This is a genomic window from Thermobifida halotolerans (assembly GCF_003574835.2).
In the GTDB taxonomy this organism is placed as follows: Bacteria; Actinomycetota; Actinomycetes; order Streptosporangiales; family Streptosporangiaceae; genus Thermobifida; species Thermobifida halotolerans.
In genome coordinates this window covers 5,316,873-5,336,381 of sequence record NZ_CP063196.1, presented here as the reverse complement: position 1 = coordinate 5,336,381, position 19,509 = coordinate 5,316,873, and the positions used below count along the sequence as shown (strand labels likewise).

Here is a 19,509-nt window from a genome sequence, read left to right as displayed (position 1 = left end):
CGCGGGGTCCTACTCGCCTCCGGAGTTGCCGGACGCCGCCTCGGCGCGCTCCAGAGCATCCTCCAGGCGCTCGTTGGCCTCGCCGTAGGCCGCGAAGTCGCCCTCGCGCAGGGCGGCCTGGCCGTCCTCGTAGGCCTCGGCCGCGTCCTCCAGGGCCTGGGCGAGATCGCCGCCGGCGGGCGCCTGCCCACCGTCGGTCTCACCGCCGCCGTCCTCCTCGGTGACGGGCTCCTCCAGCGGTGCCTCCCCGTCGTCGAAGAGGTTGTTCAGGGCCTCCTGGAGGTTGCCGCCGATGGCGACCTGGTCACCGAAGCCCACGAGAACCTGCTGCAGCAGCGGATAGGAGGCGTCGCTGCCTCCGGCCTGCACGTAGAGCGGTTCGACGTAGAGCAGACCGCCCGCGAACGGCAGGGTGAGCAGGTTGCCGTAGGTCACCTGTGCCGAACTCTGCTCCAGGGGGAGCAGCACCTCGCGCACCTCGGCCGACGACTGGAAGGTGTTCTGGATCTGTCCGGGCCCCTGGACCGCGGTGCTCCGCGGCAGCTCCAGAATCCGCATCTGCCCGTAGGAGTCGGAGGCCGCGTCGCTGTTCACCGCCATGAACGCCGCCAGGTTCTCACGGCCCCGCGGGACGAAGGTCGAGGTCAGCGAGTACATGGCCGCCTCGTCTCCCGGGAAGCGGATGGTCTGGCGGTAGGGCGGCTCCGGGTTCTCCCCCGCCTGCGGCTTCGGGTCGTTGGGAACGGTCCAGAAGTCCTGACCGCCGTAGAAGGCGTCGGCGTTGGTGACGTGGTAGCGCTCGAGGATCTCGCGCTGCACCTTGTACAGGTCGTCGGGGTAGCGCAGGTGGGACAGCAGGGTGTCGCTGATCTCCTCCTTGCTGGTGACGACGTCGGGGAACGCCTTGGACCAGGTCTGCAGGACCGGGTCCTCCTCGTCCCAGCCGTACAGGGTCACGGTGCCGTCGTAGGCGTCGACGGTGGCCTTGACCGAGTTGCGGATGTAGTTCACCTGGTTGCCCGGCAGCGCGTTGACCGCCGTGGTGCTCTCGGTGAAGGTGTCCGTGGTGGCCTGGGCCAGGTCGATCGGGGTGGAGTACGGGTACTGGTCGGAGGTGGTGTAGGCGTCCACGATCCACACGATCTTGCCGTCCACCACCGCCGGGTACGCCTTGCCGTCCACGGTGAGGAAGGGCGCCACCTTCTCGACGCGCTCGGCGGGGTCGCGGACGTAGATGATCTGCGACTCGTCGTTGATCGCGCTGTTGAGCAGGATGTTGACTTCCTGGTACTTCACCGCGTACATGAGCTTGTCGAAGAAGTTGCTCAGCTGGACGCCGCCGTCACCGTCGTAGTAGTTGTTGGCCTGTCCGCTGTCGCTGCCGGGCTCCTCGGAGTCGGCGGGCTGCTCCTCCGCGGGCGCCTCCTCCTGCTGCCCGGCGGGCGCCTGGGCCTCGTCTGCCTCGGGCGAGGGGCTCGGGGTCGACGTGACCGCGTCCTCGGCCGTGGGGACCTCCGGCGCGTCGGAGTCGACGGGGTAGTCGTACTCGGCCTCGGCGTTGACGATCACGTACTCGGCGCCCTCACGCCCGAAGTAGACGCGCGGCTGGTAGCCGTCGCCGTTGTCGGAGAGCTCGCCCGTGGGCGGGATGTTGTACTCCAGGAACACCGGGCGTCCCTCGGAGTCCACCTGGTTGCCCGCCGCCGCGACCATGCCGAAGCCGTGGGTGTAGACCAGGTGACGGGTCAGCCACCGGTCCTCCTGCGCGGGCGGACCGTCGAGTTCGCGGACGGCCACGATGGTGTCGACCGTCTCGTCCTCGCCCGTGGTGTAGCGGTCGACCTCCAGGACCTCGGGGAACTGGTAGAAGCCGCGGACCTGCTGGAGCTGCTGGAACGTCTGGGAGACCACCGCCGGGTCCACCAGGCGCACGCTGGGGATGGTCTCGGCCTCCGCGGCGAGCTCGGACGTGGTCAACTGGGTCTGCGCGTCGTAGTCGGTCACCTCCGCGCTGTCGACGCCGTACGCCGCCCGGGTGGCCTCGATGTTGCGCTGGATGTAGGGGTTCTCCAGCCGCTGCTCGTTGGGGGAGACCGTGATCTGCTGGACGATCGCCGGGTAGACGCCGCCGATCAGCACCGCCGAGAGAATCAGCAGTCCCAGGCTGACCAGCGGAACCATGGCGTTCTTGAAGTAGATGTTGGCGAAGAACAGCACCGCGCACACCAGCGCGATGATGAACAGGATGATCTTGGCGTACAGGACCGCGTTGACGTCGGTGTAGGAGGCGCCGAAGGTGTAGCCGCGGGTGGAGAAGACCAGACCGTACTGCTCCAGCCAGTAGTCGGCGGCCCGCAGCAGCACGAAGATGCCCAACAGGATGGACAGGTGCACGCGGGCGGCCGGGGTGACGCGCTGGCTCTGGGACTGCAACCGCACCCCGCCGTACAGGTAGTGCACCACCACGCCGGCGATGAACGCGATGACCACCGCCGTGTACAGGTAGCCCAGGATCACCTGGAGGAACGGGTAGACGAACGTGTAGAACGAGATGTCCAGACCGAACTGGGCGTCCTCGGTGCCGAAGTCGGTCGCGTTGGTGAACTGCAGGAAGGTCTGCCACTCGGCGGTCGCGGACGCTCCGGTGAGCAGCGCAAGACCGCCGACGAGCCCCCAGAAGAAGATCCTGCGGTGGGGGTCGATGGAGGAACGGTAGCGGTCCAGCCCCTGCTGTTCCAGACTGAACGGCCGATAGGCGGGTCGGGTTCGATAGGCGAAGTAGACGCTGAGGCCGACGGCAAGGGCCATCAACAGCGCTCCTGCGACGAAGAGCAGCGATCTCGTGCGCAACTCCGTCCAGAAGACCGTGGTGTAGTCGACCGAGGCGAACCACTTGTACTCGGTCCAGAAATTCGCGGCGAACATGATGCCCGCGATGATGACGACCACGGCTGCGCCGACCGGCGCGAGCAATCGGGACCGTCGGGGCATGCGCGCGGTCGGCGCGCCGGGCGATCGGAAGCTCACGCCTCCCCCTCGTTCCTACTGGATATCGTCAGACGGGTGCCCGGGCAGAACCGGGTCCGGCCCGGACCCCGTGGCGGTCTGCCCTCGCACCCGCCGGTTGGCTCAATGCTGGTCGAATGTGCGGACATGGCGTCCCCTATACAGTGGCAACTTATTGAGGCCTTGTCGGGTTCCCGCTTCACCGCGCCGAAACCTGGCCGAGACGGCTTCGACACTCTGTCCGCGAGGTCGGCTGGAGTCCCTTGGGGCCAACCTTTCACTTTGACCATACTTCGCACCGCGCGGGAGCGTGTGCCGATCCGTCCTTCACCACCACCGTTCCGAGGACAGGGGAGACAGAGCAGGTGTCCTTCAACATTCGCGAAGCCGTTCTGAGTCTGGAGCGCCACGCGTCCGAACAGGGCTGGGACCAGCCCGTCCGGATGTACGCCCTGGTGCCTACCGCCGACCTGCTGGAACGGGAACCCCACCTCGCCGGGGTGTTGGGCATCCGCGGGGACGCGAGCCCCGAGGACCTGACCCCGGTCGAGCAGGAACCGCTGCCCGCCGACGTTCCGCTGGAGGAGACCCTGGGCAGGATCATGTGGCCCGAGGCGGTGGCGGGCTGTGCGCTGGTGATGGAGCGCCTGGTCGTCAAGGGCTCGGACGAGACCCTGGACCCGCCCGACCGCGGCGACACGGGGGCCTGGGCCAAGGACCAGCCGGGCAGTGAGGAGATCCGCCTGGTGGCGGGCGTGCTGCGGGACGGGACGCGCTACTCGGCTCTCCGGATGCGCAGCTACGACGCCGAGGACCAGGTGCTCAACGGGGAGGACCTGGTTCCGGGGCTGACGTCGGCCCTCGCCCTGACCTTCGAGGAGGACTGACCGAGAGGGGTCCCGACGGCCTCGGTCCCAGGGGTCGTGGAATGTCAGCCCGGGGGGTGGGTCGGCGGCGGAGCGGGGAGGCGCTCCGCCGCCGGCGCTCCCTTCGGCCGGGGTCTCCTTCACCGCTTCCCTCCCCCGGGGCCCGGTGCCACAGGACCCTCTGGGGCCGAGGCGACGTCTGGGCCTCTCCCCAGGCCCCTAGCAGCGGGGAAGCGCGTCGGTGTCCCCCTCGCGGATGTCCTCCAGCGCGTCCGCGGCCTCCTCGAGCGTCTCCACCCTGACCACCTCGATCTGTCCGGTGACGGCCGACTCGAAGGTCTGGTCGCAGCTCTCCGCGGCGACCAGGAAGTACTCGGCGCCCTCCCGCTTGGCGCTGACCATCTTCTGCTGGACACCGCTGACCCCGCCCACGTTGCCGTCGACGTCGATGGTCCCCGTGCCCGCGATGTGGTGGCCCCCGGTGAGTCCCTCCGGATCGAGCCGGTCCATGACCCCCAGCGCGAACATCATCCCCGCGCTGGGACCGCCGACGCCGCCGACACTGATCTCGACGTCGAAGGGGAAGGTCATGTCGTTCTCGACCGTGATTCCGATGATGGGGTCACCGGTGTCGGACTCGACGGTGCCGACCTCGACCTCCTGCTTCTGCCCGTCGCGTTCGACGAGGATGCGGACCGGGTCCCCGGGGGACCGGTCCTGGACGGCCGCCACGGCCTCCTCCTTGTCCGCGACGGGTTCGCCGTCGATCTCGACGAGGACGTCACCGGAGCGCAGGACTCCCTCGGCCGGATAGTCCTCGTTGACCGTGTGCACGACAGCGGCCGTCTCGTACGGGACGTCCATCTCGTTGAGCGCCGCCGCCACGGCCGCGTCCTGCGAGTTGTCCATCTGCACCGCCTGGGTCTGGCTGACCTCCTCGGCGCTGCGGTCGGGCGGGAAGATCGCCTCCTCCGGCAGCACGGCCTGACTCGGCGAGAGCCAGGCGCTCAACGCGGTGAACAGGTTCATCCGCGAACCGGGGCCGCCCGCGTACTGGACGGTGACCATGGACAGCGATCCGTCGTGCTCGTAACTGGGGTGCCCCTCGACCTGTATGACCTGCTCCCCGTCGAGTTCACCGAGCGTGTCCAGCGCCAGGCCCGGGGAGGCCACGACATACGGTACGGGGACGGCTAGTGCTGCGACCGTGAATCCGACCAGAAGAACGGCGGACACGATCAGAGTCATCGCACGGCGGAACATGGCCGCAAGCCTATGTCGCCCGGTTCCCCGCTGTGGCACGCCCACCCGGAGGCGGTGTCAACAGGAGCCCACCCATTCGCTGTCGCCCCCGGTGAACGTCTGGTTCTTCCAGATGGGCACCTCGGCCTTGATGTCGTCGATGAGCCTGCGGCAGGCCGCGAACGCCTCCTCACGGTGCGCGGCGGCCGCGGCGACCACGACCGCGATGTCGCCCACCCGGAGGTCGCCGACGCGGTGGAGGGCCGCGACCCGGTGGACGTCGCGTCCCTCGGCGTCGGCCACCACCTTCTCCATGACCTCACGCATCCGCTGCTCGGCCGTGGGATGCGCGGAGTAGGACAGCGCGGTCACCACGCGGCCGTGGTCGTGGTCGCGGACCGTGCCGACGAAGAAGGCGGTGCCTCCCGCCCGGTCGTCTCCGACCGCCGAGACGACCTCGTCGATCGAGAGCGGTGTGTCGCGTATCTCCGCGAGTGCGATGGCTTCCACGCCCCTGACAGTACCAATCGTCCGCGCGTCCGAACCGTCGATTCGCAGGGGTGTGGATTTCCCGGCGGCCCGGAGGTCCCGGATTCAGCTCTTCCGCCGTTTACGCAGGTGGTGTGCTGCGACCGCGGTCCCGATCGCGGCGACCGCCGCACCGGCCGCACCCGCGGCGGTGATGGTGACCTCCTTGCGGCCGAGGTTGCGGCCGACCAGGGCGGGCCTGCCGGAGCGGTGGTCGAGCAGCGCCCGCAGGACCTCGACGTTGTCGTGGGCGGGTCGCCACCCCGCCGTCCGCAGCGCCGCGCAGTCCACCACACATGGGTAGACCAGGAACTTCAGTTCGCTGGCGGGAGCCGGGGTGATGCCGACCCGGTGCAGCCGCTGGGTGGTGCCGAAGGCCAGGTCCGCGGGGAGTTCGAAGGAGCGCAACTGGGCGATCTCCTCGACCTGTTCGTGTTCGAGGAAGCCGTCGCATCCGACGGCGAGCGCTCCGCCCTTTCCCTCGGTCTCGGTGCGGATCACGAAGTCCAGGGCGCTGGCCAGGTCGTCGACGTGGCAGAACTGCCACTTCGGCGCGCTTCCTTTGACGGTGAGCAGTCGGGGGGCCGAGAAGTGCCTGCTGAGCAGGGTGTCCATGCCGGGGCCCACCAGCGGGGCGGGACGCAGCACCGTGACCGACAGCCCGGGATGCGCGCGGCGGGCCAGCGCCGCCAGTTCCTCGATCTCGACGAAGTCCCCCACCAGGCTGGACTCCGGCTCGCTCTGGAACGGGAGCGTCTCGTCGAGGGGGACGTCGTTGTCGGGTGCGGCCCCGTAGACCATGGTGCTGGTGACGAGGACCACCCGCGGGACCCGTTGGGCGGCCGCGGCGGTCAGCACGGTCTGGGTTGCCCGGATGTTGTGGGCGCGGCGCTGCCTCGGCGGGGTCTCCAGGGAGCGGTCGTCGGCGGTGTGCACGAGCACGTCCACCCCGGCCAGCAGGACCGCCAGGCGCGGATCGCACACGTCGGCGACGTGCCAGACGGCGCCGTCGGCCTCTCCCCGCCGCGAGTCGATCGCGACGACTTCGGCGATCCTTCTGGAACCCTCGCGTGTCAACAGGCGTTGCACCAGTAGACGGCCGACACCGGAGGCCGCTCCGGTCACCGCGACGACCAGTCCTTCGGCGGATTGGCTGTGCTGTGGGCGAACCTGGCCAGGTTGAGTGTTCACTCCGGGCGGCTCCCAGCTAACGTGACAGTGGAGACGTTCCTATCCTGCCTGAGGTCTAATCGTGAGTGACCTACCTTTCGGTTTCAGCATGTCGAATGACCCGGATGACGAATCCGGCCGTGGCTCGGGCGATTCCGGCTCGGGAGCCGGGCGGGGCGGCTCAGGCGGTGATTTTCCCAACATGCCGCCGGGTGGCTTTCCGTTCGGGGACCCGCAGCAGATCGCGCAGATGCTCCGCCAGTTCGCCGACATGATGTCCGCACAGTCGGCGTCCGGCCCCGCACAGGAGAACGCCGGCGCGAGCGGTGTCAACTGGTCCGCCGCCACGACCGTCGCCCGACACGTCGTCTCCCAGCACGGCGACCCCAGCATCGGGCCCGTCCACTACGCGCAGGTCCAGGAGGCCCTGCGCCTGGCCGACCTGTGGCTGAACGAGGTCACCGCGCTGCCGTCGGGCGTACACACGATGGAGGCGTGGAGCCGGGCCGAGTGGGTCGAGAAGACCATGCCGACGTGGGCGAAGCTGTGCGATCCGCTGACCGGCCGGGTGGTGGAGTCCATGGGCCGGAACCTGCCGCAGGAGATGGCCATGATGGCCGGTCCCCTGCTGGGGATGCTCCAGCAGATGGGCGGCGCGCTGGTCGGCCAGCAGGCGGGGCAGGCCATCGGGGAGCTGGCCCGTGAGGTGCTCGGCTCCACCGACGTGGGGCTCCCGCTGGCCGGTGAGGGCCGCGCCGCGCTGCTGCCCGAGGGGGTCAGGGAGTTCGGCGAGGGGCTGGGGGTTCCGCTGGACGAGGTCCGGCTGTACCTGGCGGCCCGCGAGGCCGCCCACCACCGGCTGTTCGGTCACGTGCCGTGGCTGCGCTCGCACCTGTTCACCCTGGTCGAGGAGTATGCGATGGGCATGTCCTTCGACATGAGCGGATTCGAGGACCGGCTGGGGCACATCGACTTCGCCAACCCCGAGTCGCTTCAGGACGCGCTGTCGGGTCTTGAGGGCCAGGGCCTGTTCCAGACCGAGGACACCCCGCAGCAGAAGGCGTCCCTGGCCCGTCTGGAGACGACTCTGGCGCTGGTCGAGGGCTGGGTGTCGACCGTGGTCGACGCGGCGGTGTCGCAGCGGCTGCCGCAGTCCGCCGCGCTGGGCGAGGCGCTGCGCCGCCGTCGGGCCTCGGGCGGTCCGGCCGAGCACACCTTCGCCACCCTGGTGGGTCTGGAGTTGCGGCCGCGGCGGCTGCGCGACGCCGCGGTGCTGTGGAACGCCCTCGCCGAGGCGCGGGGCATCGACGGCCGCGACGCCGTCTGGGAGCACCCCGACCTGATGCCGTCCGGCGAGGACCTGGACTCTCCCGACGCTTTTGTCAACGGCAGCGGTTCCTCCGACGACCTGGACATCTCCCGGTGGACCGAGGACCCCTCCGCCGAGGAGCGGCGCGACGAGGACGGACGCGACGGCGGGGACGGCCGTTGAGTCTGCACGCCGACGCCCGCGCGGTACTGTCGTCGTGGACCGCGCCGGATGCCGCCCAGGAGGAGCTGCGCCGCGCCTACCTGGAGCACCTGGACCGCCATCCGGACGCCGTGTGGCGGTCCTGCCTGCCGGGACATCTCACCGCGAGCGCGGCGGTCCTGGACGCCGCGGGCGAGCGGACGGTGCTGACCCTGCACCGCAAGATCAGGTTGTGGCTGCAGTTGGGCGGGCACTGCGAGCCGGGTGACTCCTCACTGGCCGCGGCGGCGCTGCGCGAGGCCACCGAGGAGTCGGGGATTCCCGGCCTGCGGCTGCTGCCCGTGCCGGTCCGGCTGGACCGGCACGCGGTGCCGTGCGGCGGCGGGTCGTGGCACCTGGACGTGCAGTACGCGGCGATCGCCCCCGCCGGAGCCGAACTCGTCATCGACGAGGCCGAGTCCGACGGCCTGGCCTGGTTCGACGTGGCCGCCCTGCCCGAGCCCTCCGACGACGCCTGCCGCGCCCTGGTCGGTGCGGCCGTCCGGGCGGTGCGGGCGGCCGCACCGGCCGGTTGAGGGGGAGTGCGGGCGGACGGCCCGGACGGGGTGTCCGGGAGTTTTCCACAGCCGGAGAGAACACGTGGCGCGGGCCTCGACCATCCCTGTTCACTGGGTGAGCGACGCCGGACCTCGTTCTCCCGGAGGGCACATGTCCACGATCATCGTCCTGTTCACCCGCGACCTGCGGCTGTCCGACCATCCCGCGCTGCACGCCGCCGTTGCCGAGGCCGAACGGGTGGTCCCGCTGTTCGTCCTCGACCCCGCGGTCCTGCGCGTCTCGGCGCGCAACCGGATCGCCTACCTGGTGGAGGCCCTGGCCGACCTGCGCGGCCTGCTGCGTGAGCGCGGCGGCGACCTGGTGATCCGCCGGGGCGACACGGTCGCCGAGACCGTCCGGACTGTGGTCGAGACCGCTGCCGTGGCCGTACACGTCAGCGAGGACGTCAGCACGCTGGCGGCCACGCGGACGCGGCGGCTGGCCGAGGCCGTGGGCGCCGAGGGCGCTCGGCTCCGGACCTTCCCGGGGGTCACCGTGGTCCCTCCCCGCGCGCTGCGTCCCGAGCACGGCGACCACTACCGGATCTTCACCCCGTATCTGCGCGCCTGGGAGTCCGCGCGGTGGCGCGCTCCCCTGCCCGCCCCCGAACGGGTCGCGCTGCCCCCGCTGCGGGAGGTGGGGGCGCTGCCCGGTCCCGACCTCGCCGCCTCCGGCATCGGCGCGCTGTCGCCGCACCGGCTCCGGGGCGGGATCACCGCGGCCCGGGACCGGGTGCGCACGTGGTCCGCGGAGTTGGCGCGCGCCGGGAGCCGCTCCGAAGCCCCCGAGCACGCGTCACGGCTGGGCTGCCACCTGCGGTTCGGCTGCGTCTCTCCTCTGGAGGTGGCGCTGACCGTGCGGGACCGCCCCGAAGGTGTGGCGTTTCTCCACCGGCTGGCCCGGCGGGACTTCCACCATCAGGTGGCGTGGGCCTTTCCCCGCCTGAATCGGGTCGACTACCGGCCGTGCCGAACCCGCTGGCGGCGGGACGACTCCGGTTTCGCGGCCTGGTGCTCGGGCACGACCGGGATTCCGATCGTGGACGCGGGCATGCGGCAACTGCTGCGGGAGGGATACCTGCCCGGCGGGCTCCGGACGGTTGTCGCCACCTATCTGACCCGGGTGCTGCGGGTCCACTGGAAACGGGGCGCCGACCACTTCCACTCCCTGCTGGTCGACGGCGACGTCGCCGACAACTACGGCAACTGGCAGTGGGCTGCGGGCACCGGGGCCAGCAGGCGTCCTCCCTGCCGTTTCGATCCGCTGCGGCAGGCCCGACGCCAAGATCCCGACGGCTCCTACGTGCGGCGCCATGTCCCCGAACTCCGCGGCCTGCGCGGCTGCCAGGTGCACAATCCGCCGGTTCCGCGTCCCGGGGGTTATCCGCCGCCGCTCCCCGAGCCGTGAAGACGCGGCCGCTCAGCGGCCGTCGGAGGCCGACAGCAGCGCCCGGGTCGTCTCCCAGCCCTCCAGCCCGGGGTCGAGCGCGGCGAGGTCTTCGGGGCGACGGACGCGGTGCCAGCCCGGCGCCGCGGCCAGCGCCCGAACCGTGGGGCGGGCCGCGGCCAGGGTGTGGACGGCGTCGGGGTGGTCCAGGGTGACCGAACCGAGCCATTCGGGCGGGGGAAGCCGCGTGGCCAGTGCGGCCAGCCCGCCGCCGCGTGCCGGGCAGAACGCCGCTTCGGCGGTGCCCAACGCCCGGAAGAGCTTGCCCACCAGCAGCGGAGGCAGATCGGGGGCGTCGGCGGAGAGGAACGCGACCTGGTCGACACCGCGTCCGGCGAGCACACCGCAGGCCTCCGGGACGGGATCGGTCCGCCCCACGGTGAACACGGGGGTGCCCGGCCAGGTGAACCCGACGGCGCGGGCGGCGAGTTCCGGGTCCCCGCAGCAGACCAGGGCGGTCTCGCTCAGTCGGAGTTCGGCGGCGGTCTCGTAGACGTCCTCGGCCATGGCCAGCCGGAACTCGGCGGGATCGACTCCTCGAGGACACGCCGGTGTCGGACCTGCGGTGAGCAGGACCACGGTCATGCGTTTCACGTCGTGCTCCGTGGGGTGGAGGGGTTCAGTCCACGCCATCCTCCCGGTCCTGGCGCCCTTCGGCTGCCAGGCGTGGCGCGTCGCTGACACCTTCCAGGTAGCCGCGGGCCCGTTCGCTCCGGGGGTAGCGGTTCACGAGTTTCCAGAACTCCGGCCCGTGACCGGGGACGAGGAGGTGCACGAGTTCGTGGACGAGCACGTAGTCGACGACCCAGCCGGGCATTCCCGACAGTCTGCGCGAGACCCGGATCGACCCGTCCTCGGGGGTGCACGACCCCCAACGGGTGTTCTGGTTGTCCACCCATCTGACGCTGGAGGGGCGGACCTGTCCGCCCAGATAGCGTTCGGCGAGTTCCATCGCCCGGGTGCGCAGCGCGGTGTCGCTGGGACGGCGGCGTTGCTCACGTGTCCGCAGCCGTTCCAGCATCAGCTCCACCCACTGCTGCTCCTCCGCGTGGGAAAGACCCGCAGGAACCAGGACAACCGTCTTGTCCCCGTCGCGGTAGGCCGAGACGGTCCGCCGGCGACGAGAACTCCGACGCACCTCAACTCGCGGATCTGCTGGCACGATTTTTACGTTATCCCAGAACAGACCGCTTCCACAGAGGGGCGGTGCCACCGCCCGCCCGAGGCACCGGACGCTCCCCGTCCCGCCGGTGCGCATTCCGTGCAGCGGCGGGAGGTCCCGATTGACAGACGCTTTCCGTTGCACTCCGTTAGGCCGCATCCGGCCACGTTCGGGGCCTGCCGGAAAGTCCGTTCTCTGGCGCGGCGGGAAGGCCTCCGGGTGGGGCGGTCCGGGACCGCCCCACCCGTCGGAGGACACCGACAGCGGCGTCAATAGCGGTGTGTGTCCCGTGTTTGTGTGGTCGACCTTTCGAGGCGACGCTGTTCACGCAACTGCGCCCGGAGGTGCCGGGCGTCGATCCGCTGGCGCTGACGCTTGGGGTCGGGAGTCCTCGGTGACTGGTTGAGTCCGTGCAGCAGCATGGTGGTCTCTTTCGTGGCTCGGAGGTGTGTTGTGTCGGAGAGCGGACGAGTGGTCGGGAAGGCGGTTACGCCGCGATCGGCTCGGCGTTCTTGCGAGGACGGCCACGCGGGCGCTTACGGGCGACCACCTGGCCGCTCACCAGTAGCTGACCTCCCCACACCCCCCACGGCTCGCGGCGCTCGAGCGCGTCGGCGAGGCACTGCTCCCGGACCGGGCAGTCCACGCACAGCGCCTTGGCCGCCTCGACGTCGGCCGGGGCCTCGGCGAAGAAGAGGTCGGGCTGGGAACGGCACGGGATCTCGACTCCCTCCAGCCACGGGGACTCAAGGACCGACGCAAGCATCGGTGTCCTCCCTGTTTCTCTGGTGATCAACGCGGTAGGCGACAACGGACACCGGATCTTTTCCGATCCGGTTTTTCGGGGCCCTGACCTGCGTGAGTCCGACAGATCCGCTCTTTCACCGAAGAGTGCGGGATCGGAACACCAAAAAGGCCGCGGCCCCATGTGTGGGGACCCGCGGCCACTGGGAGGACTACCCGGCCTCGGCTACTGGACCGGGTAACTCAGTGGACACTTCCCCACCGCGCCCAAAGGGCGCCGGGCTCCTGCGAACTGCGGTTCCTGACGGTGCTTGAATCGACGCATTCTCGGCTCGACTGATTCGCCGATGGTCGAGAGACTGCCAGACGCATACGACACATTCGCGTGCGCACCACTGCCGTAGGCGGCGCTCCAGGCATCCGTGGACATATCAAGTCCGGTAATCAGCGTTGCCATTTGATCGGAGCACCTCCCTTACTGTGTGCGGTCACCGGGATCTTCTCCCGTGACGAGCGCGAACTCGATGGCTTCAAGCCTAGAACGGGTCGCAGAAAATCAGCAACCCATTTTTGACCTGGACAGTGTCCGGATCCGGCCGCGAGATCACACCGCTGTCAATGGTGTTCCTCGTCCACAATCCTGATAAGTCCCTCCTGGACCACCGAGCAGACCAGTTCCCCGGAGCGGGTGTAGACCAGACCGCGCGCCAGACCGCGCGCACCGCCGGCCACCGGGGTCTCCTGGGCGTAGAGCAGCCACTCGTCCGTGCGGAACGGGCGGTGGAACCACATGGCGTGGTCCAGGCTCGCCATGGAGATGCCGGAGAAGGTGCGACCGTGGGCCAGCAGAACCGTGTCGAGCAGGGTCATGTCCGACGCGTAGGTCATCAGGCAGACCTGGAGCAGCGGGTCGTCGGGGACCTTGCCGTTGACCTTGAGCCAGACCGGGTTCTCGGTGCGGATGAGACTGCGGTCACGCTGCACCTCGTAGGAGAGGGGACCGACCGGGCGCCGTTCGAAGGGATGCCAGTCCGCCGACCTGGGAACCTTGCCCAGCGCCTGGACCAGGCGTTCCCGCATGGTGGGCAGCTCCTCGGGCGGCGGCACCTGCGGCATCGGGAACTGGTGCGACAGCCCGGGTTCGGGGCGGTGGAAGGAGGCGGACAGGGTGAAGATCGCCTTGCCGTGCTGGATCGCCGTGACCCGGCGGGTGGTGAAGGAACGCCCGTCGCGGACCCGGTCGACCTCGTAGATGACCGGGACCGAGGGATCTCCGGGGCGGATGAAGTAGGCGTGCAGCGAGTGGACGAACCGGTCCTCGGTGACGGTGCGCCCCGCGGCGACCACCGCCTGTCCCGCAACCTGCCCGCCGAAGATCCGCTGCGGCCCCTCCTCCGGACTGCGTCCGCGGAAGATGTTCACCTCGATCTTCTCGAGGTCGAGAATATCCAGCAGTTCCTGCAGGTTCTGGCCGGAATCAACGGTTTCGGCGGCCTCCTGCCTCGGTGGCTCGCTCACGGCGTCTCCTCTCTGTCTCCGCTGAGGACCTGGTCGGGCGTACCGCCCGCACAGAGCGTCAGAACCGCTTCACCGTAGCGGTCCAGTTTTGTCGTCCCCACACCGGATATCCGGGACAGCTGCGCGAGGCTGGACGGCTCCTGCTCGGCGATCGCCTGGAGGGTGGCATCGGTGAAGACGACGTAGGCGGGCACCTTCTGCGCGGTGGAGACCTCGCGTCGCCACTGTCGCAGCCGCTCCAGAAGCTCCTCGTCGTAGTCGGACGGGCAGTCCAGGCAGCGGCCCAGTTTGCGTTCGGCGGCCTCCAGCAGGGTCGTGCCGCACACCCGACACCGCACGACGCGGGCCGTCTTCCTGCGTCGCTCCCCGCGCTGGGCGGCCAGGGACGGCGACGCGGGACGCAGCCCGTCCAGGAACCGCGAGGGTTTGCGGGTCCTGCGGCCGCCCGGGGAGCGTGCCAGCGCCCACGACATGCTCAGATGCTCGCGGGCCCGGGTGACACCGACGTAGAAGAGCCTGCGTTCCTCCTCGACCTGTTCGGGGGTCTCGGCGTAGACGATCGGCAGCATGCCCTCGGTGAGTCCCACCAGGAACACCGCGTCCCACTCCAGTCCCTTGGCCGCGTGCAGCGAGGCCAGGGTGACCCCCTCGAACCCGGGAGCGTGCTCGGTGGCCGCCCGGGCCCGCAGTTCGGCGACGAAGTCCGCGAGAGTCGCTTCGGGCCGCTGCCCGGCGATGTCCTCGGCGAGCTGGGCGAGCGCGGCCAACGACTCCCATCTCTCACGTGCCTGCCGTCCCTCCGGAGCGGTGTCGGTGAGGCCGATCTGGGGTTGCTGCAGGATGTGGCGGACGGTCTGGACCATCGGTGCGCCGCCGTCGCCCTGGGCCGCGCCGCGCAGCGTGTGCAGGGCGGCGCGGATCTCGGGGCGGTCGAAGAACTGGGCCGCGCCGCGCACCGTGTAGGGCACTCCGGCGTCGCCGAGCGCCTGCTCGTAGGCGGCGGACTGGGAGTTGGTGCGAAACAGCACCGCGATCTCGCGGGCGGGCACCCCCGAGTCGATGAGGGCGGCGATCCTGCGGGCCACGGAGGTCGCCTCGGCGGGCTCGTCGTCGTATTCGGTGTAGACCGGTTCGGGTCCGTCGGGACGCTGGGCGACGAGTTCGAGGCGGTGCTCGGGGGGAGTCGTGTGGCTGCCGCTCCCCCTGAGAACGGTGTTGGCGACCCGGACCACCTGCGGTGTGGAGCGGTAGTCGCGCACCAACCGGACGAACGTGGCGTGCGGGTAGGTGGCGCAGAAACCGGTGAGGTAGCCGGGGGTGGCTCCGGCGAAGGTGTAGATGGTCTGGTTGGGGTCGCCGACGACGCAGATGTCGTCGCGGTCGCCCAGCCAGGCGTCCAGTAACTGCTTCTGCAGCGGGTTGACGTCCTGGAACTCGTCGACGACGAAGTAGCGGTACTGCCTGCGGATCTGCTCGGCGATCCGCGGCGACTCGTGGATCATCGCCATGGTGAGTTCCAGCATCGACTCGAAGTCGAGCAGGTTGCGCTCGCCGCGCAACTCCTCGTAGGCCTCGTAGACGCGGGCGACGTCGCGTGAGGGCATCGGCGGAGTGCGTCCGGCCTTGGTGACGGCGGTCTCGTAGTCGACGGGACGGATCTGGGTGACCTTGGCCCACTCGATCTCACCGGCGAGGTCGCGCAGTTCCGTGCGGTCGGCCTGGAAGCCGCAGGCGTGCGCGGCCGCGGCGACCGTCTTGATCTTGCTGTCGATGAGGGTGGGCTTGGGGCCGCCGACCGCCTCGCCCCAGAAGTAGGAGAGCTGGCGCAGCGCGGCGGCGTGGAAGGTGCGGGCCTGCACGCGGGGCGCGCCCAGCGCCCGCAGCCGCCCGCGCATCTCCCCCGCGGCGCGCGTGGTGAAGGTCACGGCGAGGACCTGCTGCTCGGGAACCACCCCGGTGGCCACGGCGTAGGCGATCCGGTGGGTGATGGCGCGGGTCTTGCCGGTTCCCGCACCGGCCAGGATGCACACGGGTCCGCGTACCGACCGGGCCGCTTCGAGTTGTTCGGGGTCCAGTCCGCGTAGGAGCTCGTCGGGCGGGGGGAACGCTCCTCCCGGAGCGCCGGTCGGACGCGGCCCACCGGTTTCGTCTGGCCCCATCAGCAGTCTCTCCAATCCGTCCGGTCGGTTCGGGGTGGTTCGCGCAGCGCCTCTTCCGTGCCCTCCCGCCTGTCCGGCCACCGCACGCTCACCTGTCCGCCCAGTCTCTCAAGTATCCCCGTGCTCCCCCGTGCTCCGGGAGGTCTCCCGCCGGGCTGTGGACATGCGGCTTCCCGGCACCAATTCCGTGGAACCTCGACGCGCCCGACGGCATCAGAGAGGGCATGCGAACCGCATCGGGAAGTTGGAGACGGTTGTCTGTGTTGGGGTAATCGGCATCCGACGTCGAGGCCAGGTAACGGCAAAGGAGAACCGAAAAGGCTATGGCGACCCCCACCACCGCACAGATCACCATGTACACCACCCCCTGGTGCGGCTTCTGCAGGAGGCTGAAGAGCCAGCTGGCGCGCGAGGGAATCCCCGTCACGGAGGTCGACATCGAGCAGACCCCCGAAGCGGCGGAGTTCGTGATGCGGGTCAACGGTGGCAACCAGACCGTTCCCACTCTTCTCTTCGCCGACGGCACCGCGCTGACCAATCCGTCGCTGGCTCAGGTCAAGGAGAAACTCGCGACCCGGTCGTGAGGGAAGACCGCCGCCCGACGGCGGGCGGCGGTGACCGGTTCCACCACAGAGACACGGGAAGGGGAGGCGTGGTACCACACACATCAGCTCGCCACGAACAGGACCGCGGGACAGGGTCCCGGTCCACCGCCCTGATCCGCCGGACTCCGGCGGGCTGGCGGGTCGACGGTGCCGGGGAGGAGCTTCCCGACCTGCTCAACGCCATGGTCCTCGCCGACCTGCTGGGCGCCGACGACGCGTCCGCCGACCTCCCCTCGCCGCCCCGTGTGACGGCCGGCCTGTCCGAGGCGGAACGGCTGCGGGTGACGGTGCTGCAACTGGAGCACGCCCTGCGCACCCGGGTGGTCGTCGAGCAGGCCATCGGCGTGCTCGCCGAGCGGCACCGGCTCCTCCCGCGCACGGCCTTCGAACGGCTGCGCCGTGCCGCCCGCGGCCGCGGTCAGAAGGTCGCCGCACTGGCTCAGGACGTGGTCGAGAGCACCCTGAACCCGCTGATCGCCCTCCCCGAGGAACTGGCCCGGGACGGTTCGGCGATCCGGGCGCAGCGGTCGCGGCGCGCCGGGTAGCGGAGTCGGTCCCGTCACCACTCGCCGGGAAGGCTCCCCCCGTACCAGCGCTCGATGAGTTTGCGGGCGATGGAGACGGAACCGGGAAGCAGGATCTCACCGCTGTCGACCGCGTCGCGCAACTCCTCGCGGCGCAACCAGCGGACGTCGGCGATCTCCTCGTAGTCGGTCCGCGGTGCGCTGCCCACGGCCCGGGCGAAGTAGCCGAGCATCAGACTGCGTGGGAACGGCCACGGCTGCGAGCCCACGTAGACGGGATCGGTGACCGCCACACCCACCTCCTCGGCGACCTCCCTGGCCACGGCCTGCTCCAGGGACTCCCCCGGTTCCACGAATCCGGCCAGCACCGAGTAGCGGTTGTCCGGCCAGTTCGGACTGTGGGCGAGCAGGCACTGCTCGACGCCGCCCACCTCCCGGTGGACCAGCATGATCACCGCCGGGTCCATCCTGGGGTAGTGCTCGCACTCGTCGACGTCGCAGATCCGCACGTGCCCGGCCGCCCCGATCCGGGTGGGTGAGCCGCACCGGGAGCAGAACCCGTTCTCGGCGTGCCAGTTGGCCAGTGCCACGGCGTGGGTGAGCAGTCCCGCGTCGCGTCCGCCGAGCAGTGCGCCGACGCGGCGCAGCGAGGCCGGTTCCGTTCCGGGTTCGGCGGCCGGCTCCGCTCCCGGCTCGGCGCGCACCGCGAAGTAGACACGGCCCTCGTCGTCCTGTCCCAGCAGGTAGCGCTCCCCCTCGGGGGCCTGCTCGGGGCTGCGGAACACCAGTTCGGGATGGGCGGTGCCGGTGGTGACCAGGGCCCGGGTCTGGCGTTCCATGGCTCGGGGCCAGCCGTGCTCCCCCGGGTCGCCGCGTTCCAGCACCAGCACCCGGGTGCGCGGGTCGTCCCAGGCCTCGGCCAGCCACCGGTCGTCTCTGCGCCGGTGTCCGAGGCTGTCCAGTGTTCCTCGGGACAGGGCGGGGATCAGGGACTGTTCGTCCATCATCTCTCTTCAACGGTTCGGTCGCGCAGCGCGGTGGCGTAGGCGTCCCACAGGTACGCGACGGTTTCGGCGCCCTTGAGCAGCAGTGGGATCTCCACCTTCTCGTTCGGCGCGTGGATGCGGTCGGAGTTCAGTCCCACCGCGACGAACACCAGGGGCGCGTCGAGGATGTCGGCCAGGTCGGCCTCGGGTCCGCTGCCGCCCTCACGGGTGTAGCGGACCTCGGTGCCGAACGCCCTGGCCATGGCTTCGCGGGCGGCGCGCACCGCCGCCGAGCCCAGGTCGGAGGCGCACGGGCGCACTCCGGGTCCGTGGAAGCGGACCTCGGCGCGCACCCCCTCGGGCAGGTTGTCCCGCACATAGTGGCGGACCAACTCCTGGATGCGGGCCGGTTCCTGGTCGGGGACCAGGCGGAAGCTCAGTTTGGCGTGCGCCGAGCGCGGCACGATCGTCTTGCCGCCCTCTCCGGTGTATCCGCTCCACATGCCGTTGATCTCGGCGGTGGGGCGCAGCCAGATCCGCTCCAGGACGCTGTATCCGGCCTCGCCGACCGCCGCGTCGCTGGTGGCGTTCGCCAGCCACGCGGCCTCGTCGAACGGCAGACCGGCGATGCTGGCCCGTTCGGTCTCGGACGCCTCGACGACCTCGTCGTAGAAGCCGGGAACGGCGACCCGGCCGTCGGCGTCGTGCAGTCCCGCCAGCAGCGCGGCCAGGGCGCGCGCCGGGTTGGGGGCGGCGCCGCCGAAGGAGCCGCTGTGCAGGTCGCTGCGCGGGCCGTGCACGTCGATCTGGCAGTCGGTGAGTCCGCGCATGCCCACGCACATCGACGGCGTGTCCGCAGCCCACATGGTGGTGTCGGAAATCACCACGACGTCGCAGGCCAGCCGGTCGCGGTGGCGGGTGAGCAGGTCCGCGAAGTGCGGTGAGCCCGACTCCTCCTCTCCCTCCACCAGGAGTCTGACGGTCACCGGCGGGGCGTCGGCGCCGGAGGCGGCCAGGTTGGCGCGCAGTCCCAGGGTGTGGAAGAGGATCTGGCCCTTGTCGTCGGAGGCGCCGCGCCCGATCATCTGGTCCCCCCGCACCGTGGGTGTGAACGGGTGGGTCTGCCAGGCTTCGACGGGATCGGCGGGCTGCACGTCGTGGTGTCCGTAGACGACGACGGTGGGGGCGTCGGGGTCGGCGGCGGGCCATTCGGCGAAGACCGCGGGCAGGCCGGGGGTCTCCCAGATCTCGACCGTGGGGAAGCCGGTCCGTCTGAGGTGGTCGGCCAGCCACTCGGCGGAGCGGCGCACGTCGCCGTGGCGGGCGGGGTCGGCGGAGACGGACGGGATGGTGAGCCACTCGCTGAGCGTCGCGACGAAGTCGTCCCGGTTCGCCTGGATGTGGGCGCGCACGTCCATCGTCTTGTCCGTCCCCTCCCGTGGTGTCCGACGCGCCTATGAGCCTACGACCGGTCGGCCCGGTCCG

At 70.5% G+C, this 19,509-nt stretch carries 17 protein-coding genes; 6 read left to right on the top strand and 11 right to left on the bottom strand.

Annotation, left to right across the window (positions count from 1 at the left end; all coding sequences use genetic code 11):
* Positions 1 to 9: 9 nt before the first annotated feature.
* Complete coding sequence (locus NI17_RS23585) at positions 10 to 2,991, bottom strand: UPF0182 family membrane protein (protein WP_068687926.1); 2,982 nt, start codon at positions 2,989 to 2,991, stop codon at positions 10 to 12.
* A 380-nt stretch (positions 2,992 to 3,371) separates the two neighbouring features.
* Between NI17_RS23585 and NI17_RS23580 the strand changes: the two genes are divergently transcribed.
* A complete protein-coding gene (locus tag NI17_RS23580; protein WP_234401549.1) occupies positions 3,372 to 3,893 on the top strand; it encodes a PPA1309 family protein in 522 nt (173 codons plus the stop codon).
* A gap of 198 nt (positions 3,894 to 4,091) precedes the next feature.
* On the opposite strand, the gene NI17_RS23575 is transcribed toward NI17_RS23580, so the two are convergent.
* From NI17_RS23575 to NI17_RS23565, 3 genes are all read right to left on the bottom strand, one after another.
* Positions 4,092 to 5,135 (bottom strand): YlbL family protein, encoded by a 1,044-nt coding sequence (locus NI17_RS23575; protein ID WP_068687550.1) that lies wholly within the window; start codon positions 5,133 to 5,135, stop codon positions 4,092 to 4,094.
* Positions 5,136 to 5,192: 57 nt separating this feature from the next.
* On the bottom strand, positions 5,193 to 5,624 hold the full coding sequence (locus NI17_RS23570) for a molybdenum cofactor biosynthesis protein MoaE (RefSeq protein WP_068687549.1): 432 nt from the start codon (positions 5,622 to 5,624) through the stop codon (positions 5,193 to 5,195).
* Positions 5,625 to 5,708: 84 nt separating this feature from the next.
* Positions 5,709 to 6,833, bottom strand: coding sequence for an NAD-dependent epimerase/dehydratase family protein (locus NI17_RS23565; protein ID WP_234401548.1), 1,125 nt, complete (start codon positions 6,831 to 6,833; stop codon positions 5,709 to 5,711).
* Between the two features lie 61 nt (positions 6,834 to 6,894).
* On the opposite strand from NI17_RS23565, the gene NI17_RS23560 reads away from it, so the two are divergent.
* The 3 genes from NI17_RS23560 (at position 6,895) to NI17_RS23550 (ending at position 10,287) form a co-directional block, all read left to right on the top strand.
* Complete coding sequence (locus tag NI17_RS23560; protein ID WP_084012326.1) at positions 6,895 to 8,304, top strand: zinc-dependent metalloprotease; 1,410 nt, start codon at positions 6,895 to 6,897, stop codon at positions 8,302 to 8,304.
* The gene (locus NI17_RS23555; RefSeq protein WP_068687547.1) at positions 8,301 to 8,858 is read left to right on the top strand and encodes an NUDIX hydrolase; all 558 of its coding nucleotides are present in this window, start codon (positions 8,301 to 8,303) and stop codon (positions 8,856 to 8,858) included. The genes NI17_RS23560 and NI17_RS23555 overlap by 4 nt, the downstream gene beginning before the upstream one ends.
* A 133-nt stretch (positions 8,859 to 8,991) precedes the next feature.
* Positions 8,992 to 10,287, top strand: coding sequence for a cryptochrome/photolyase family protein (locus NI17_RS23550; RefSeq protein WP_068687546.1), 1,296 nt, complete (start codon positions 8,992 to 8,994; stop codon positions 10,285 to 10,287).
* Positions 10,288 to 10,299: 12 nt separating this feature from the next.
* On the opposite strand, the gene NI17_RS23545 is transcribed toward NI17_RS23550, so the two are convergent.
* The 5 genes from NI17_RS23545 to NI17_RS23525 all read right to left on the bottom strand — a co-directional run bounded on the left by NI17_RS23545 (position 10,300) and on the right by NI17_RS23525 (position 15,909).
* Positions 10,300 to 10,911, bottom strand: a complete 612-nt coding sequence (locus tag NI17_RS23545) for a glycosyltransferase family protein (protein WP_119268010.1) — start codon at positions 10,909 to 10,911, stop codon at positions 10,300 to 10,302.
* 34 nt (positions 10,912 to 10,945) lie between these two features.
* Positions 10,946 to 11,488, bottom strand: coding sequence for a M48 metallopeptidase family protein (locus NI17_RS23540; RefSeq protein ID WP_199859882.1), 543 nt, complete (start codon positions 11,486 to 11,488; stop codon positions 10,946 to 10,948).
* Between the two features lie 487 nt (positions 11,489 to 11,975).
* Positions 11,976 to 12,254: a WhiB family transcriptional regulator gene (locus NI17_RS23535; RefSeq protein WP_068687543.1), complete on the bottom strand. Its 279-nt coding sequence runs from the start codon at positions 12,252 to 12,254 to the stop codon at positions 11,976 to 11,978.
* A 593-nt stretch (positions 12,255 to 12,847) separates the two neighbouring features.
* Positions 12,848 to 13,750, bottom strand: coding sequence for an acyl-CoA thioesterase II (tesB, locus tag NI17_RS23530; protein ID WP_068687542.1), 903 nt, complete (start codon positions 13,748 to 13,750; stop codon positions 12,848 to 12,850).
* Positions 13,747 to 15,909, bottom strand: coding sequence for an ATP-dependent DNA helicase UvrD2 (locus tag NI17_RS23525; RefSeq protein WP_084012324.1), 2,163 nt, complete (start codon positions 15,907 to 15,909; stop codon positions 13,747 to 13,749). The genes tesB and NI17_RS23525 overlap by 4 nt, the downstream gene beginning before the upstream one ends.
* Positions 15,910 to 16,232: 323 nt before the next feature.
* Between NI17_RS23525 and NI17_RS23520 the strand changes: the two genes are divergently transcribed.
* Both NI17_RS23520 and NI17_RS23515 read left to right on the top strand, forming a co-directional pair.
* Positions 16,233 to 16,493, top strand: coding sequence for a mycoredoxin (locus tag NI17_RS23520; RefSeq protein ID WP_068687541.1), 261 nt, complete (start codon positions 16,233 to 16,235; stop codon positions 16,491 to 16,493).
* Positions 16,494 to 16,561: 68 nt separating this feature from the next.
* Complete coding sequence (locus tag NI17_RS23515; protein WP_068687540.1) at positions 16,562 to 17,059, top strand: ANTAR domain-containing protein; 498 nt, start codon at positions 16,562 to 16,564, stop codon at positions 17,057 to 17,059.
* A 14-nt stretch (positions 17,060 to 17,073) separates the two neighbouring features.
* Here NI17_RS23515 and nudC read toward each other — a convergent pair whose 3' ends face one another.
* Together nudC and NI17_RS23505 are read right to left on the bottom strand one after the other, a co-directional pair.
* Positions 17,074 to 18,042 (bottom strand): NAD(+) diphosphatase, encoded by a 969-nt coding sequence (gene nudC, locus NI17_RS23510; RefSeq protein WP_068687539.1) that lies wholly within the window; start codon positions 18,040 to 18,042, stop codon positions 17,074 to 17,076.
* Positions 18,042 to 19,442, bottom strand: coding sequence for a dipeptidase (locus tag NI17_RS23505; RefSeq protein ID WP_068687538.1), 1,401 nt, complete (start codon positions 19,440 to 19,442; stop codon positions 18,042 to 18,044). The genes nudC and NI17_RS23505 overlap by 1 nt, the downstream gene beginning before the upstream one ends.
* Between the last annotated feature and the right edge of the window lie 67 nt (positions 19,443 to 19,509).

Coding starts and splice junctions, on each gene's coding strand:
- nudC (WP_068687539.1), bottom strand. CDS start 18,042: ATGGACGAACAGTCCCTGATCCCCGCCCTGTCCCGAGGAACACTGGAC.
- NI17_RS23525 (WP_084012324.1), bottom strand. CDS start 15,909: ATGGGGCCAGACGAAACCGGTGGGCCGCGTCCGACCGGCGCTCCGGGA.
- NI17_RS23550 (WP_068687546.1), top strand. CDS start 8,992: ATGTCCACGATCATCGTCCTGTTCACCCGCGACCTGCGGCTGTCCGAC.
- NI17_RS23585 (WP_068687926.1), bottom strand. CDS start 2,991: ATGCCCCGACGGTCCCGATTGCTCGCGCCGGTCGGCGCAGCCGTGGTC.
- NI17_RS23545 (WP_119268010.1), bottom strand. CDS start 10,911: ATGACCGTGGTCCTGCTCACCGCAGGTCCGACACCGGCGTGTCCTCGA.
- NI17_RS23575 (WP_068687550.1), bottom strand. CDS start 5,135: ATGTTCCGCCGTGCGATGACTCTGATCGTGTCCGCCGTTCTTCTGGTC.
- NI17_RS23520 (WP_068687541.1), top strand. CDS start 16,233: ATGGCGACCCCCACCACCGCACAGATCACCATGTACACCACCCCCTGG.
- NI17_RS23505 (WP_068687538.1), bottom strand. CDS start 19,442: ATGGACGTGCGCGCCCACATCCAGGCGAACCGGGACGACTTCGTCGCG.
- NI17_RS23535 (WP_068687543.1), bottom strand. CDS start 12,254: ATGCTTGCGTCGGTCCTTGAGTCCCCGTGGCTGGAGGGAGTCGAGATC.